Raw genomic sequence first — 15,167 nt, 5'->3', positions numbered from 1 at the left:
GGGGCAACGCTAATAGACCACTAACAAATCAAGGAAAGGCCAAAGCCCTAAGAACGCTGACAAAAAGCGCCGCGAAGGCAACCCCCTCAGCTTGGCTTAACAACAACAGTACAAGTAATCCCAGCAGCAAGCACAACCCCATCAGGCACAGAATCAATCTTCACCCGCACGGGCACACGCTGTGCCAACCTCACCCAATTAAAAGTCGGATTCACATCAGCCAGCAGCTCACGGCTTTCGGGATTATCCCGATCATAGATCCCACGAGAGATGCTCTCGACATGCCCCTGCAGGGTACCCCCACTCATCAACCGAACTTCAGCTTTATCCCCGACCCGCACATGAGGCAACTTGGTTTCTTCGAAGTAGCCGTAAACCCAAAAAGAATGACTATCAACAATCGCCAGCTTAGCTGACCCAGCAGTAGCATAATCGCCACGAAACACATTCAAATTAGTGACATACCCATCAACCGGCGACACCACCCGAGTGCGCTCAAGATTCAACTTAGCAGCATCAAGCGCAGCCAAAGCCTGCTGATAAGAAGCCTCAGCAGCAGAAGCAGTATGAGTCGCATTCTCACGACTCTCTTTAGACACAACCAAAGCATCCATATCCGCCCGCCGCTGCGCATCATCCCGCTTCATCTGCAACTCCGCCTTCCGCGCAGCGACAGCCGCTTGAGCCTGCTCAACAGCAATCTGATAATGCGAAGGATCGATCTGCATCAACAGATCCCCCTTCTTGACCAGTTGATTATCCTTAACAGGCAAATCCACAACAGCGCCGGAAACATCAGGCGCCACATTCACAATCTCAGCGCGCACGCGCCCATCACGTGTCCACGGCTCATCCATGTAATGAACCCACAACACGCGCCCAATCAAAATCGCGACGATAAAAATAACGGCTGTCGCGACGAAGCCCACAACATTTCGGATGGTCATGTTTCGACTCTGATCAACGATAAACGGCGAGACCCAGCACGCCGCACACACACACGAGCAAGCTGGCCCGGAACAAGGACGGATGCCACACCACGCGATACAGGCCCGTATAGGCAATCACGCGGTCCAGCACCCAGGTAAGCGCGGCGCCCGCGACAAACAGCAGCACGATGGCCGGCACGTAGGCGTCGAAAACGGCGATATCACGTGGCATGACGAACTCCTTCTGACGCGTCGGTACGTCCGCTCATCAGCGGTTCAAGCGGCGATTGCGGATCGAGCAGCGCGGTACGAATGAAATGCAGTTGACTCAGAATGCGTTGCAGCCGATGCCGATCCTCACGCGGTGGCGTGAAAGTGGCGAGCATCAGTTGGACTGCGGCAATCGCATCGGTGGTGGCGGCGAGCGCGCGGTCGAAGCGGTCCGCACGCGGCCGTTCGAACAGCGCGGTCACCGCATCGCGCATCGCACGCAATGTGATGCGCCACGGCATCGACTTCGCGTAGCGCGCGTCGCGGGGCAGCGCCGCCACTTCGCCGCGCAAGTCGATCATCGCGTTGCCCACTTCGAGCACCGAGAAGAGCCAGCGCAAGGTGTCGCGTTTGACCTCGGGTTCGTTCTGCGCGAGCGCGTTGATCTGGGACATCAGATCGCGTGCGCCGCTCTCGAAGCGTGAACGCACCCGGCGCATGCCCGCGCGGCTAGCCAGCGCCACCTGGCGGCGCAAGTCCATCAGCAGACGGTTGCGCAGCCAGGGCGTCGAGGGCGGCAGCAGCACGGCAAAGGCAACCGCACACACCAGCATCGACAGCACCAGCGCAATCGCATCGTTAATGGTGCCGCTCGGGTCGTAGTGAATCAGGTTGTCCGGGCCGGCCAGGAAACAGAAGAAGATGCAATAGCCGACGCCGTAGCCGGCCAGCGCGGGCCGCGTCGTCATGAATACGCCGAGCAGCAGGAACGGTGTGAGCGCGGCGCACAGCAGCGGAAAACCGTCGATGTGCGGATACACGCCATACACCGCGATCATCCCCATCACTGAGGCGACCAGCGTGCCGGCGGCCATCTGGAACGCCGTGCGCTTCGGATTCGGCGATGCTGACGCTAGCGCGCAGACCGCCGCGGCATCCAGCGTCAAGGTCGAGCCGCTCGGCCAGGCGGTCGCGATCCAGAACGCGCCGAGCACGATCATGACGATGGCCGCGCGCAAGCCGGCGACGCCCGCGGCAATTCCATTCGTCTTAGGTTCGTAACGCTCGATCCAGCGCTCACGCTCGTGCGTGTCGACGGCAAGCGATGCATAGGTGGCCGCGTACGCGTGCAGGTCGTCGATGAAGCGATACAGCAGCTCGGCGCCGGTGTCGAAGTCGAGCAGCGGTGCGTCAGGCTGCGTTTCCAGTGCGGCGCGTGTCTCGCGCACCCGCCCGGGCAGCTCCGCTTTGTACACGTCGAGTTGCGCGGCGGCGTGGGCGGCATCCGTGGCGCTCAACACCGGTTCGCCGGATTTCGCGAGCAACGGCGCGATTTCCTTGAAGTACGGTTCGAGCGCTTCGACCGCGACCATCGCGCCGCTCGTGTCGGTATCGCGCAGCCGGTTCATCAACTGATGCAGCGCGTGAAAGCGTGTCGAGGCGGTCATGAACTCGCTGTTCAGACGCGCCAGACGGCCGCCGCGCATCCGCGAATCGGGACCTTCGAACACGGCGACACTGCGCGCGGCTTCGAAACCGACGATGTCGGCGACAAAGCTAGCATTGGTCGCTTCGATTTGTGCACGATCGTTGCGGCCGGCTAACGAGGCCGACACATACTCGACGAACGCCGAGAAGCGCGCCCGAACGGTGCTGCGCATCTGCAAGCCGGCGAACTGCGGAAACACGAGGCCACTGACGGCGCCCGCGCAGATGATACCGACCACCACTTCGGCCACCCGGGTGAGCGCGCTGAGAAACGCGCCGTCCGGATGCTGCGAGGCGGGGATGCCGATCAGCGCGGCGGTATAGCCGGCCAGTACGAACCCGTACGACTTGAAGTTGCGATTACGCGCGGCGCCAGCGGTGCAGATGCCGACCCAGATCGCGGTCGTGACGATGAACAGTTCCGGCTGCTGCGCAAACAGGCCGATCAACGCGAGCATCACGACGAGGCCGACCAGCGTGCCGCAGATCCGGTAGAAGCTCTTGGCGAACACCATCCCGCTTTGCGGCTGCATCACGATGAACACGGTGGTCATCGCGGTGCGCGGCTGCGGCAGGTCGAGTTTCATCGCGATGCCGAGCGCGAGGAAGCAGGCGGCGAGCGCCTTGAACAGATAGACCCACGTGAGGCCGTCGGTGCGCGCCCAGTCGGCGGCGGCCGAGTAGAGCGCGGCGAACGATGACGCGCGCGAGGCGGGAGAAGGGGAGGCTGACATGGTCGGCTTCCTTACTCAGCCGCGCTGGCGTTGACGTTGGCGGAAGGGTGGCTCGTGCTTGCCGCGGCGTTGCCCTTACCCTTCCCATGCGCCGGCAGCGTCTCGTTCGCCTGTGGGCCGTTGGCTGGTTCGTCGAGTCCACCACCCAAAGCCGTGACCAGCGACGCATGCGCGCCCAGCCGCTCCGCCTGAATCTTCGCGACGCCTTCCTGCGCGTGCAGCAACTGGCTTTGCGCGATCAGCACGTTCAGATAGTCGGTCAAACCGCGCCGATAGCCTTCGCGCGCGAGGTCATAGTTCTTGCGCGCCGCTGCGACCGAGCGGTCGGCGTCTTGCGCCTGGGTCGCGAGCGAACGGATCCGGATCACCTGGTCGGAGATGTCCTTCAGCGCGCCGACGATCGACTGGTTATAGCTGTCCACCGCCTCGTCGTACCCAGCCGACGCCGCGCCAAGCTGCGAGCGCAGACGTCCGCCGTCGAAGATCGGCAGCGACAGCGCCGGACCCGCGCTCCAGCTGTGCGACGGGTCCTTCAGGAACTGGAACAGCGGGCCCATTGCGGCATAGCCGCCGATCGACGCCAGCAGGTTGATGTCCGGATAGAAGTTGGCCTTGGCGACGTCGATGCCGCGCGCTTGCGCCGCAACCGTCCAGCGCGCCGCGACCACGTCCGGCCGATGGCCGATCAGATCCGCGGGCAGCGCGCTCGGCAGACTGGCGGGTGCGTTGTCGAGCGAGAGCGTCGGACGCTGGATCGCATCGCCCGCGCCCGGACCCTTGCCGGCCAGTGCCGCTAACTGGTTGCGGCCGAGCGCGATCTTTTCCTCGAGCGCATCGATCTGGCGTTCGTATTCCGGCATCGGCGTTTCGGCCTGGCTCACTTCGAGCTGGGTGCCGATGCCGCCTTTCAGACGCCGGTTCGCCAGGTCGACGATCTGCTGCTGTTGCTGCAGCGTGGACTTGGCGATATCGAGCAGCGCGTAGTTCATCGACAGCTCGATGTACGTACGCACCACGTTGCCTTCCAGTTCGAGCTGGGCGGCGCGGAAGTCCGCCGCGCTTGCATGAGCGGCGTCGAGTGCACGTTCCGCGGCGTTCTTGTCCTTGCCCCAGAGATCGAGGTTGTACGACAGACCCAGCGTGCCGGTGTTGTTCCACGACTGCTGGCCTGCGAGCGGGCCGGGGCCGTAATAGAGGTTGTCGGCCCATTTCTGACGCTGGATCGACAGGCTGCCGTTCACCTGCGGCGACAGCGCCGAACGGGCGACACCCGCCATCGACATGGCCTCGCGCACGCGCGCCTGGGCGACGGCGAGACTCGGGTTGCTCGTCTGCGCGGCTTCGATCCACTCATTGAGCTGCGGGTCGTTATAGGCGCGCCACCAGTCGGCGGCAGGCCATTGGGCGTCCGCGTTGGCGGCACGGATGGCGTTGCCCACGTCGAGCGAGGAGGGCTCCATTCCGCGATCCTGCGGCGCGATGCCTCCGGTACTGGCACAGCCGGCGATTGTTAATAGGATCGTAAGAACCGCGGCTGCGGCGACCCCTTTCTGTACCGGAGACTGCACGATTTCCTCCAAAATTGGCTATAGAAGCATGTGCGTCATTATATTTTTTGATTGATTGGGGAATAACAGGTAAAGATGCAAGGGATTTTTACGCAATATGAGACAATCGCCTTTGCGAATCGTGTAACAATCGCTGCGGATCACTGGCAACTATGTTGCAACTTATGTTGCATGGGACCGGAGTAAGGGCTGAAGCACTAACTCCGGATCGACAGGAAAAAGTATGGATACGCTTCAAAACATGCGCGTATTTGTCCGCGTCGTCGAAGCGGGCAGCTTCACGGGTGCCGCGCAGCACCTGAACACGACCACGGCGTATGCGTCGCGCGCGGTTTCCGACCTGGAAGCGCACCTGCGCACGCGTCTGTTGAACCGCACCACGCGCCGTATCGCGCTGACCGAGGCGGGTGAGCGCTATCTGCAGCGCTGCGAACAGATCCTCGCGTACGTGGATCAGGCGGAAGCGGAGGCCGGCGATGCCCACGCGCGTCCGTCCGGCAAGCTCAAGGTCCACGCGATGACGAGCTTCGGCCAGCACTACGTGGTGCCGGCGGTGGGCCGCTATCAGCAGCGCTATCCGGACGTGCACATCGAGCTGACGCTCGCGCAGCGCATGCCCGATCTGCTCGACGAGGGTTTTGATGTATCGCTGACATTGGCAACCGGCCTGCCGGATTCGGGGCTGGTGTCGCAGCGGCTGGGCAGCGCGTTCAGCATCGCGTGCGCGTCGCCGGCTTATCTGGAGCGGCACGGCGTGCCCCAAACGCCCTCCGACCTCGCGCGCCACACTTGTCTGCAAATGGTGACGCCGATATTCCCGACCGACAAATGGATCTTCGACGGCCCGAACGGCGAGGAAACCATCGCCCTCGGCCCGGCCACCTTTCAGGTGAATGTCGCCGAAGCGATGGCGGTTGCGGTGAGTAGCGGCATGGGGGTCGGATTGATTCCGATCTACTCGGCGATTAGCGGTCTGCGCAGCGGTGACCTCGTCTGGCTGTTGCCGGAATACACGTCGCAGGAAATGAATCTGTATGCGCTGTATCCGTCCCGGCAGTATCTGGACGCGAAAATTCGTACCTGGGTCGAATTTTTGCGGGAGGAACTGCCCGTCACGCTGGCCGTCGATCAGGAAGAGTTGCGCCAGTTCGCGCGCAGCTGAAGCGACGCGACGCGGGCGGTTGACCATTGTTGACGGTTCTAGGCACCGGTGGCGTGACAGTCTGTTACATAAGTGCCGCGCCGCAACATTTCCTTACTTCTGCGCCGGGGTCGATTTGCTAACGTGTGGTTCATGCGCTGCCGCATTCAGCCGGACGCGTTCAATTGGCCGCTGTTCGGCAAATCGCAAGATCCGCAACAATCGCAACAATCGAAGGACGAGGAATTCATGGATACGCATCTGATGATCGGCGTGGCCGTCATGCTGGGACTGATCGGAATCGCCGCATCGCGCGATCTGCTGCGCCGCCTGCGCGACCAGCAGCCGCAACTGATGCCGATCAAGGTCGAGCGCTCTGATCTGCAGGGGCAACGGCGCGATCGTTGAGGCTGGCCGGCGCGCCGGGGTACTGGGCGCGAAGCAATTGAGCTTGCTGTTGCATTTTTTCGGCGTGCCCTGCGCGTGCGTTGCCGCGCGGTTGCGGTCCGGCTGCCGATTAGTTTCGATCCGCGCTCCGCACGTTCAGTGCAGCGCTTCAATCAGACCCGGCTCGTCATTGAGCGTGCGGTCTACCTCCGGGCTCACCCGGTGCCACCGGAACCGCGCGGCGGGCAGGCAGGCGCTGCGAGCGAGCTGCTCGAGTTCGTCGAACTGCAGGGCCGGATCCAGCCATCTGCGCGCCGCCTCCGGCGCGAACACCAGCGGGCGTCGGCCGTGTACGTCGATCAAACCCTTGTCGGCGGTGGCCGTTACGATCACCAGTCCCATGCCTTCCGTTTGCGGTTCCGTGCCGCGCACGCTCGATAGGGCCGCGAGGTACATCGGTGCGTCGCTTTTCAGATGCACGAAGTAGGGCTGGCGGACCGTTGCATCGGCTTCTCCCGCGTTATCCCCGTGCGATGTGCCGGGCGCCGCTTCCATGCGCCATTCGAACCAGCCGTCTGCCGGCACCAATACCCGTCCGGTTTTCCACAGATCTTTGAAGTAGCGCGTATGCGGCGCGGTTTCGGCGCGCGCGTTGATCGTCTGCGGCAGATGCTGCTCGCGTGCCCAATCCGGGCAATAACCCCAGTGGATCGCGTGCAGCGTCTGGTCCGGGTAAATCGCGAGCGGGTGAGTGCCCGGCGCGAGGTTGTAGCCGGGACGGCGGTCGGCGTCGTCGAATAGCATGAGCGGATCGGCGAGGCCGAGCTGCCGTGCGTACAGATGCGGATCGCGGTACTGGCTGATTCGACCACACATGAGCGACCTCCGGAGATGACCGGGCTGGCGGGGTTGGCCGAGTCGAAGACCCGAATCCAACGACAACAACAGCGTAGTGCGTGGCGCCTGGCCGCGCTACCCAGATCGGCCCCAAGCCGACGCTATATCTCGACGACCTTATCCCACGCGAACTGCGGATTCTCCGGTTGACGGGTGCGCCGGTCGAGATAGCCGCGTGGATTGCAGACCACGCGCGTGCCGTTCACGGTGTAATCGAACGGCGTATGCGTATGTCCGTGAATCCACAGTGCAACGGGCGAGCGCACCAGTTCCGGCAAATGATTGACGAAACCGGCCGACACGCGGTCCTCGGCATAGCGCGCGGCCAGGCTCAGCCGATGCGGCGCGTGATGGGTGACGACGATCGTCTTGCCGTCGAACGGCTTCGCCAGCTCGCTTTCGAGCCACGCGCGCGCCCGCCGGTGCAGCGCGAGGGAATCGTCAGGGGTGAAGTCGCGCGGCGAGTCCTGAGTGTCGTGCGGCCAGTTCATCTGGATTAGGCCGCGGAAGTCGAGCATCGCGCGGCGCGATGCGTCGATGGACTCGGCGAGCGTGTCTGGATCCGCGCCGTATAACGCGAAGTCGGTCCATAAGGTGGTGCCGAGCACGCGCCAGCGGCCTTGCGGGTCGATCAGCGCGGCATTGTTCAGCACGTGCACGTTGTCGACTTGTGCCGCTGCGTCGTACAGCGCCGTGTCGAGCGCGCCGAATTCGCCGTCGTAGTACTCGTGATTGCCGGGGACGTAGACCACCGGCACGGCGCCGTCGAAAGTCTGCGCCGCCCAGCGCGGACCGGCCGCGTGATTGTGGATGTCGCCGGCCAGCACGATCAGGTCCGCTTCTGCATGCGGGACCAGTTCGGGCTCGTCGTTCTCCAGATGCAGATCGGACAGCACTCGAATCTTCACGACGACAACTCCTGCAATGGGCCTCGCACCAAACGGCGAAGGCTTCAAACCCTAGCGTAGCACCTTGCCCGGATTCATCAGGTTCAGCGGGTCCAGCGCGCGTTTGACGGCGCGCATCAATTGCACCTCGACGTCCTGCTTGTAATGCATCGCCTCGTCGATCTTCAACTGGCCGAGACCGTGTTCCGCGCTGATGCTGCCGCGATGCTGGTGCACGCTGTCGTAGACGAGCTGGTTGATCGGGCTTTGCCAGGTCTTGAGAAACGCCTTTGCGTCGACGCCCTCGGGCGCCTGCACGTTGTAATGCAGATTGCCGTCGCCGAGATGCCCGAACGTGACCATGCGCACGCCCGGCACGGCTTGCGCGATTGCCGCGTCGGTTTCCTCGATGAAGTGGCCGATGCGCGAAATCGGCACCGCGATGTCGTGCTTGATGTTCAGACCTTCCTCGGCCTGCGCGAGCGGGATGTGTTCACGCAGATTCCAGAATGCCCGCGATTGCGTGAGGTTTTCCGCGACCACTGCGTCTTCGACCAGGCCTTCTTCGAGCGCGGTTTCCATCAGGCGCTCGAACAGTCCGCGCGCGTGTTCTTCGCTCTCGCTGTCCGACAGTTCCAATAGCACGACTTGCGCATGCGGTTCGGCGAACGGATAGCGCATCTGCTCGAAATGCCGGCCCACCAGCCGCAGACAGAAATCCGACATCAGTTCGAAACCGGTCAGAAGCGGTCCGGCGACGCGTTGCGTGAGCGAGAGGAAATCGAGCGCCGCATGCGGCGACGCGAGCGCGGCGAGCGCCGTGACGCGAGCGGCCGGCTGCGGATGCAGCTTGAGCACGGCGGCGGTGATGATGCCGAGCGTGCCTTCCGCGCCGATGAACAGATCGCGCAGGTCGTAACCGGTGTTGTCCTTGCGCAGGCCTCGCAGGCCGTCCCACAGTTCTCCTTGCGCGGTGACCACTTCGAGGCCCAGGCACAACTCGCGCGTGTTGCCGTAGCGCAGCACGCCGGTGCCACCCGCGTTGGTGGCGAGATTGCCGCCGATCGTGCAACTGCCTTCCGCGGCGAGGCTCAGGGGAAACAGACGGCCGGCTTCTTCGGCGTGCTTATGTACTGCGGCGAGGATGACGCCGGCTTCGACGGTGATCGTGTTGTTGTGCGGATCGATGTCGCGCACGCGATTCAGACGCCGCAGACTGATGACCGCCTGCGCGCCGCTGGCGTCCGGCGTGGCCCCGCCGGCCAGACCGGTGTTGCCGCCTTGCGGCACCAGCGCGATGCGATGTTCGACGGCGAGTCTGACGAGCGCCGCGACTTCGTCAGGCGTGGCCGGGCAGAGCACCGCGCAGGCCGCGCCGGTGTAGCGGCGGCGCCAGTCGGTGAGGTAGGGGGCGGTGTCGTGCGGGTCGGTCAGCACCTGGGCGGCGCCGATGGCGTCGCGGCAAGCAGTGAGGAAAGCGGCTTGAGTCATGTTGGTCGGTCAGGATATTCGGCGGATAGATTACGCGGGAGGTGATGTAAAAAGCGACGCGAAAAGCGCTGTTCTCATCGTGTGCTTCCCTCGGCCTGCCCGGTGTTCTGCTGTGCGTTCTCTTGTGCCGCCTGCTTTGCGGCCCGTTTCGCTGCCTGTTTTGCCGCGCGCTTGAACGGTGCGACATACGCGAGCGTGCAGACGAAGAAAACTACGGCGAGAGCGGCTTCGAGCCAGCCGAGGCGGGCGCTCAGGCCACGGTCGCTCCAGCCGCGCACGGCGCCCTCGGCAAAATACAGCAGGATCAGCATCGACGCCCATTGCAGCGTGTAAAGCCGGTGCCGCCACACGCCGGGCAGGGCGAGCAGCAGCGGCACGGCTTTGAGCACTAGCGCCGAGCCGCCCGGACGCAGCGGCGCGAGCCACCATTCCCATGCGACGGACAAGGCGATCAGCGCGAGCAAGGCGGCGGTCGCGCCGAAAGCGGCGGCGCGTTTTTGCTGCACGGGCAGGGCGGCTGCGTTCACGTGCGCTCGCTCATGGATGCCGCCGTGCGGGCAACGCGGGCGCCGAGGGCAATCGCAAGCGTTTTTTCGTCGGCGGAGATGCCCTGTTCGGCCGTGCCCGCGCGTGCGAAGTGCGACGCGCCGTAGGGCGTGCCGCCGGTTTGCGTAGTGGAGAGCGCGCTCTCGGTGTACGGAATGCCGACGATCAGCATGCCGTGATGCAGAAGCGGCAGCATCATGGACAGCAGCGTCGACTCCTGGCCGCCGTGCAAGCTGCCGGTGGACGTGAACACGCAGGCCGGTTTGCCGGACAGCGCGCCCGAAAGCCACTGCGGCGTGGTGCCGTCGAGAAAATATTTCAGCGACGCCGCCATGTTGCCGAAGCGGGTGGGCGAACCGAGCGCGAGACCGGCGCATTCTTCGAGGTCGCGCAGTTCGACGTAGGGCGGTCCTTCAGCGGGAATGTCCGGCTGGGTTGCTTCGCAGACGGTGGAAACCGCCGGCACGGTGCGCACGCGCGCCTGCATGCCGGGGACGCTGTCGACGCCGTGCGCGATCGCCAGCGCAAGCTCGCGCGTGGCGCCGTGACGGCTGTAATAGAGCACGAGAATGTCTTTCATAGGCCTCATCGGTGAGCGGGTATTATAGGGGTTGGGTCCGCCAGACAGGCCATCCATAGCCATTCGGCCAGGCCTCGCGCACGGTCGTGAAACACCGTTTTATGAAGCAGGGAGGTAGCGAGGTGGGTTTGTTGTCCAGGGTGCGTTTCGATCTCGACACGCTCAAACGGCTCGCGCAGTTTGCGGCGAAGCGCAGTAGCGAAGACCGCATTCCGCAGGTGGCCGGCAGCCTCACGTTCACCACCATGCTCGCGCTCGTGCCGCTCGCCACGGTCGCGTTCGCATTGTTCACCGCGTTTCCAATTTTCAGCTCGTTTCAGATGTCGCTGCAGATTTTCCTCGCCGACCATCTGATGCCCGCGCAGCTCAACAGTCAGATTTTCGATTATCTGAATCAGTTCGCGTCCAAGGCCAAAGGCCTCACGACCATCGGCATGATTTTTCTGTTCGTCACCGCCGTCATGACGATGATGACCGTGGAATCTGCTTTCAACGTGATCTGGCGGGTGCGCAAGGCGCGGCCGATCGCGCAGCGCATCCTGGTCTACTGGGCCATCATCACGCTCGGTCCGATTCTGATCGGCGTGAGCCTGTCGATTTCTTCTTATCTGTTCACGCGGTCCATGGCGTTCACCACGGCCGTCCAGCATATTCCGCCGGTGATCGACTGGGCGTTGACCAGTGCCGCGCTGCCGTTGACGGCGCTCGCCTTCACGATGCTTTACGTGTTTCTGCCGAACTGCCGTGTGGAGTGGCGCGACGCGGTGATCGGCGGGGTCGCTGCCGCAATCGCCTTCGAACTCGCCAAGCGCGGCTTTGGCTACTACGTGCGCCGCATTCCGACCTATACCACGGTCTACGGTGCGTTTGCCGCTGTGCCGCTATTCCTGCTGTGGATGTACCTATGCTGGTTCATTGCGCTGGCCGGCGCGATGATCGCGTCGGCGTTGCCCGCAATCCGCATTGGCCAGTTTCACCGGCCGACTTTCGAGGGCAGCGATCTGTTCGATTCGCTTGAACTCCTCGCGCGGCTCTCCGAAGCGCGTGATGCGGGTAAGCGCGGCTACACGATGCCAGAGCTCTCGCGAATGCTTCGCCGGGAAATGGATACCACGATCAGGCTGCTGCAAAAACTTGAGGAGATCGAGTGGATCGCGCGCTTGCAGGACGACGACACGCGTCCGCACTTCCTGCTGCTGGCAAATCCGGCGCAGATCACGGTCGAGCGTCTGTTCGACCTGTTCGTGATCGATCGGGCGGAACTCGAATATCAGCTTGAACTTAACTCTACGCGCGTGGATGGCCAGACGCTTCTGGTGGCGCTGGAAAACGACAAGCTGAAAGTGACGCTTGCTGCGCTGCTGGCGGCGCGTGCTGCCGCGCGGGCAGCACGTGCGCAGGAAAGTGAGCAGGGTACTTCTTCGATGCCGCATCAGGCTGCATGATGCATGAGCAGGCTACATAAGCAGGCCGCCTGAAGCGGCGGTAAACCTACAGCGAAATTTTCCCCACGCAGATGTCCTTGAACATCACCCAATCGCCCATCAGGCTATAAAGCGGATGCCGGAAGGTAGCCGGCCGGTTCTTCTCGAAGAAGAAATGCCCGACCCAGGCAAAGCCATATCCGCAGATCACGGCAGCCGGCAGCCATAGCCAGTCACCGGTGGCGAGCGCCATGGCGAGGCAGCCGATCACGCCGAGCGAACCCACGAAATGCAGCCGCCGCGATACCGTGTTGCGATGCTCGCTCAGGTAGTACGGGTAGAACTCCGCGAAACTCGCGAAGTGATCGGTGTGCGCGGTTTGAGCCATCACGGCCTCCGAATGTCGACGCTACTCGATTCCGTGCCCGTCGCTCCCAGGTTGCTTCGCCGCGCGCGGGCATGCTCGGAACGCGCTCGAAACGGGACAGGCTTGACCCATTGTGCGGCTATCGGACCATGCGCGCAACCAGGCCATTCGGCCGATGGCGCGCCTCCACGTGCCCGGTTATCGTGACGCCTCGCAGTGACTATCGAACGCCGATTGGAACAGCACCTGCGGCCTTTGAGGCGAAGCTGAACAGCGCGTCGAGCGTGGCATCGGGCTGCTCGGTCATCAAGGCATGGCCGGCCTCGAGCGTGACAGTGTCGACCCGTGCGCCGGCTTGGGAGAGCGCGGCAGCGAGCGCTTTGGCCGCACGCGGCGGCGTCATCGCATCGCGCCGGCCCACGATCAGGCGCGTCGGGCAACGGACCTCCGTGGCGCGTGTGAGGCCGTCCGCGTAGCTATTGCAGGCGGTGAAGTCGGTGTGGAACAGGTGCGGCTCGCCGCTGGCCGAGACACGCTCCATCAGCCGCTGGTTCATGCCGTGCAGCCAGAAGCCCGGGCCGGGGCACGACGGCTTGGCGGCGAGCGTCGAATGCGACCATTGATTGACCATGTCGATTGCATCGGGCTCGCGGTGCAGGGCGGCGTCGAGCAAGGCGTCGGAGACAGCCATCGGCACGGCAGTGGCGAGCAACGCCAGGTGTGTCGCGCGTTCCGGATAGCGGCCGGCGAAGTCGAGCGCGATCAGCGAGCCCATGCTGTGGCCGGCCACGAAGGCGCGCTGTACGCCGGCGGCGTCGAGCAGGGCGGCCAGCCAGTCGGCCATTGCGGTCACGGTGGTAAGCGCCGGGCCGGCGCTGCGGCAGTGCCCGGGCAGATCGACCGCCAGCACGCCGAAGCCGTGATGCGCGAAGTAACGCGTTTGCAATGCCCACACGCTATGGTCATGCTCGGCGCCGTGGATGAACACTGCGGTCGGCAGGCTGGGGTCGAAGGGTTTGCCGCCGGTGTACGCGTAGGCGGGCTTGCCTTGAACGGTGAGGATCATGCGGACTCCGGGCGGGGTTTGGCGGCATCGGCAGGCGGGGCGGAGGCGGATGGGTCGCCGGTTGCCGGAGCAGCGGATGGCCCACCCCCCGCAGTCGTCCCGCTCGCTTTCTGCGCGGCTTTCAGCGCGCGTTTGAGGTCGTCGATCAGATCGTCGGGGTCTTCAAGGCCGATCGACAGGCGGATCGTACCTTCAGCGATGCCGGCTGCGGCGAGCGCGGCGGCGTCCATGCGGAAGTGCGTCGTCGATGCGGGATGGATGACCAGCGAGCGTGCGTCACCGACGTTCGCGAGATGCGAGAACAGCGAAAGCGCTTCAATGAAGCTGCGCCCGGCGGCGCGGTCGCCGCGCAGATTGAAGCTGAACACCGCGCCCGCGCCACGCGGCAGCAGACGCTTCGCGAGCGCATGGTCCGGATGCGACGGCAGTTCCGGGTAGGCGACGGCTTCGACGGCAGGGTGTGCGCTCAGGAATTCGACCACCTTGCGTGTATTCGCGACGTGCCGTTCCATGCGCAGCGGCAGCGTCTCGATGCCTTGCAGCAGTTGCCAGGCAGCCTGGGGATGCAGGCACGCGCCGAAGTCGCGCAAGCCCTCGCGGCGTGCGCGCAGGAGGAACGGCGCGACCGTGCTTTCCTCGGCGAACACCATGCCGTGAAAGCCCTCGTACGGTTCGGTAAATTCGGGGAAACGGCCGGAAGCGTTGAAGTCGAAAGTGCCGCCGTCCACGAGTACGCCGCCGATCGTGGTGCCGTGGCCGCCGAGGAATTTGGTCGCCGAGTGATAGACGAAGTCGGCGCCATGCTCGAATGGCTTGAGGAGATAGGGCGTCGTGAAGGTCGAATCGACGAGCAGCGGTACGCGGTGCTCATGCGCGAGCTGCGCCACCGTGGCGATATCGAGCACGTCGAGGCCCGGGTTTCCGAGCGTCTCGCCGAACAGCAGGCGTGTGTTCGGGCGCAGCGCGGCGCGCCACGCGTCGATGTCACCGGGTTTGACGAAGGTTGTCTCGATCCCGAAGCGACGCATCGTGTAGTGCAGCAGGTTGTGCGAGCCGCCGTACAGCGCGCTGGAGGCGACGATGTGGGAGCCGGCGCCCATCAAGGTGGCGATCGCCAGATGCAGCGCGGCCTGGCCGCTGGCCGTGCCGATCGCGCCCGCGCCGTTTTCCAACGCGGCAACGCGCTCCTCGAACACGGCCACGGTCGGATTCGAGATGCGCGAATAGACGTGGCCGGCGCGCTCCATATTGAAGAGCGCCGCGGCGTGGTCCGAGTCGCGGAACGAAAACGAGGTAGTCTGGTAAATAGGCGTGGCGCGCGCGCCGGTGGTGGGGTCGGGCGCAGCGCCGGCGTGCAGCGCAAGCGTATCGAAACGGTTGGCGGACATCCTGGGCGGCGAGGCCACGGACGGCCTCGCGAAAGGTGAAAGTGGCGGCCATCCTATCACCGGC

General features: G+C 64.1%; 15 protein-coding genes. 3 read left to right on the top strand and 12 right to left on the bottom strand.

Translation table 11 applies throughout. From position 1 onward, the window contains the following. Positions 1–86: 86 nt before the first annotated feature. Genes M0D64_RS25205 through M0D64_RS25190 form a run of 4 tightly spaced genes read right to left on the bottom strand, consistent with a single transcriptional unit; the run spans position 87 to position 4,929 of the window. Entirely contained in the window at positions 87–947 is an 861-nt protein-coding gene (locus tag M0D64_RS25205) for an HlyD family secretion protein (RefSeq protein ID WP_266259671.1), read from the bottom strand. Positions 948–960: 13 nt separating this feature from the next. Then, positions 961–1,161 carry a DUF1656 domain-containing protein gene (locus tag M0D64_RS25200; protein ID WP_054042269.1) on the bottom strand — a complete coding sequence of 67 codons (201 nt, stop codon included), beginning with the start codon at positions 1,159–1,161 and terminating at the stop codon, positions 961–963. After that, the gene (locus M0D64_RS25195) at positions 1,151–3,361 is read right to left on the bottom strand and encodes an FUSC family protein (protein WP_266259670.1); all 2,211 of its coding nucleotides are present in this window, start codon (positions 3,359–3,361) and stop codon (positions 1,151–1,153) included. Before M0D64_RS25195 ends, M0D64_RS25200 begins: the two co-directional genes overlap by 11 nt. 11 nt (positions 3,362–3,372) lie before the next feature. Then, positions 3,373–4,929, bottom strand: a complete 1,557-nt coding sequence (locus M0D64_RS25190) for an efflux transporter outer membrane subunit (RefSeq protein ID WP_266259669.1) — start codon at positions 4,927–4,929, stop codon at positions 3,373–3,375. 223 nt (positions 4,930–5,152) lie between these two features. Between M0D64_RS25190 and M0D64_RS25185 the strand changes: the two genes are divergently transcribed. Both M0D64_RS25185 and M0D64_RS25180 read left to right on the top strand, forming a co-directional pair. After that, complete coding sequence (locus M0D64_RS25185; RefSeq protein ID WP_154559019.1) at positions 5,153–6,091, top strand: LysR family transcriptional regulator; 939 nt, start codon at positions 5,153–5,155, stop codon at positions 6,089–6,091. 132 nt (positions 6,092–6,223) lie between these two features. Further along, positions 6,224–6,478, top strand: a complete 255-nt coding sequence (locus M0D64_RS25180; RefSeq protein ID WP_266259678.1) for a hypothetical protein — start codon at positions 6,224–6,226, stop codon at positions 6,476–6,478. A gap of 135 nt (positions 6,479–6,613) precedes the next feature. Here M0D64_RS25180 and M0D64_RS25175 read toward each other — a convergent pair whose 3' ends face one another. From M0D64_RS25175 to wrbA, 5 genes are all read right to left on the bottom strand, one after another. Continuing rightward, the gene (locus M0D64_RS25175; RefSeq protein WP_266259668.1) at positions 6,614–7,333 is read right to left on the bottom strand and encodes an SOS response-associated peptidase; all 720 of its coding nucleotides are present in this window, start codon (positions 7,331–7,333) and stop codon (positions 6,614–6,616) included. Positions 7,334–7,455: 122 nt separating this feature from the next. Next, a complete protein-coding gene (locus tag M0D64_RS25170) occupies positions 7,456–8,262 on the bottom strand; it encodes a metallophosphoesterase (protein ID WP_171927664.1) in 807 nt (268 codons plus the stop codon). A 51-nt stretch (positions 8,263–8,313) separates the two neighbouring features. Continuing rightward, a complete protein-coding gene (locus M0D64_RS25165; protein ID WP_266259667.1) occupies positions 8,314–9,732 on the bottom strand; it encodes an FAD-binding oxidoreductase in 1,419 nt (472 codons plus the stop codon). Positions 9,733–9,806: 74 nt separating this feature from the next. Continuing rightward, on the bottom strand, positions 9,807–10,244 hold the full coding sequence (locus M0D64_RS25160; protein ID WP_266259675.1) for a DUF2069 domain-containing protein: 438 nt from the start codon (positions 10,242–10,244) through the stop codon (positions 9,807–9,809). An 11-nt stretch (positions 10,245–10,255) separates the two neighbouring features. Then, complete coding sequence (gene wrbA, locus M0D64_RS25155) at positions 10,256–10,858, bottom strand: NAD(P)H:quinone oxidoreductase (protein ID WP_266259666.1); 603 nt, start codon at positions 10,856–10,858, stop codon at positions 10,256–10,258. 128 nt (positions 10,859–10,986) lie between these two features. Between wrbA and M0D64_RS25150 the strand changes: the two genes are divergently transcribed. Further along, complete coding sequence (locus tag M0D64_RS25150) at positions 10,987–12,303, top strand: YihY family inner membrane protein (protein WP_266259674.1); 1,317 nt, start codon at positions 10,987–10,989, stop codon at positions 12,301–12,303. A gap of 46 nt (positions 12,304–12,349) precedes the next feature. Here M0D64_RS25150 and M0D64_RS25145 read toward each other — a convergent pair whose 3' ends face one another. The 3 genes from M0D64_RS25145 to M0D64_RS25135 form a co-directional block, all read right to left on the bottom strand. After that, on the bottom strand, positions 12,350–12,670 hold the full coding sequence (locus M0D64_RS25145; protein WP_012433756.1) for an Mpo1-like protein: 321 nt from the start codon (positions 12,668–12,670) through the stop codon (positions 12,350–12,352). A gap of 199 nt (positions 12,671–12,869) precedes the next feature. After that, positions 12,870–13,715: an alpha/beta fold hydrolase gene (locus M0D64_RS25140; protein WP_266259664.1), complete on the bottom strand. Its 846-nt coding sequence runs from the start codon at positions 13,713–13,715 to the stop codon at positions 12,870–12,872. Then, the gene (locus M0D64_RS25135) at positions 13,712–15,103 is read right to left on the bottom strand and encodes an O-acetylhomoserine aminocarboxypropyltransferase (protein WP_266259663.1); all 1,392 of its coding nucleotides are present in this window, start codon (positions 15,101–15,103) and stop codon (positions 13,712–13,714) included. The genes M0D64_RS25140 and M0D64_RS25135 overlap by 4 nt, the downstream gene beginning before the upstream one ends. Positions 15,104–15,167 lie beyond the last annotated feature (64 nt).

Source organism: Paraburkholderia sp. WS6, from assembly GCF_030464835.1.
In the GTDB taxonomy this organism is placed as follows: Bacteria; Pseudomonadota; Gammaproteobacteria; order Burkholderiales; family Burkholderiaceae; genus Paraburkholderia; species Paraburkholderia madseniana.
The sequence above is the reverse complement of the archived record's forward strand: the minus strand, read 5'-3'. Positions and strand labels throughout refer to the sequence as shown.

Bases quoted from the DNA above. Each gene is read 5' to 3' on its own strand.
- wrbA (WP_266259666.1), bottom strand. From the start codon at position 10,858: ATGAAAGACATTCTCGTGCTCTATTACAGCCGTCACGGCGCCACGCGC.
- M0D64_RS25185 (WP_154559019.1), top strand. From the start codon at position 5,153: ATGGATACGCTTCAAAACATGCGCGTATTTGTCCGCGTCGTCGAAGCG.
- M0D64_RS25200 (WP_054042269.1), bottom strand. From the start codon at position 1,161: ATGCCACGTGATATCGCCGTTTTCGACGCCTACGTGCCGGCCATCGTG.
- M0D64_RS25205 (WP_266259671.1), bottom strand. From the start codon at position 947: ATGACCATCCGAAATGTTGTGGGCTTCGTCGCGACAGCCGTTATTTTT.
- M0D64_RS25135 (WP_266259663.1), bottom strand. From the start codon at position 15,103: ATGTCCGCCAACCGTTTCGATACGCTTGCGCTGCACGCCGGCGCTGCG.
- M0D64_RS25140 (WP_266259664.1), bottom strand. From the start codon at position 13,715: ATGATCCTCACCGTTCAAGGCAAGCCCGCCTACGCGTACACCGGCGGC.
- M0D64_RS25165 (WP_266259667.1), bottom strand. From the start codon at position 9,732: ATGACTCAAGCCGCTTTCCTCACTGCTTGCCGCGACGCCATCGGCGCC.
- M0D64_RS25180 (WP_266259678.1), top strand. From the start codon at position 6,224: ATGCGCTGCCGCATTCAGCCGGACGCGTTCAATTGGCCGCTGTTCGGC.
- M0D64_RS25175 (WP_266259668.1), bottom strand. From the start codon at position 7,333: ATGTGTGGTCGAATCAGCCAGTACCGCGATCCGCATCTGTACGCACGG.
- M0D64_RS25145 (WP_012433756.1), bottom strand. From the start codon at position 12,670: ATGGCTCAAACCGCGCACACCGATCACTTCGCGAGTTTCGCGGAGTTC.
- M0D64_RS25195 (WP_266259670.1), bottom strand. From the start codon at position 3,361: ATGTCAGCCTCCCCTTCTCCCGCCTCGCGCGCGTCATCGTTCGCCGCG.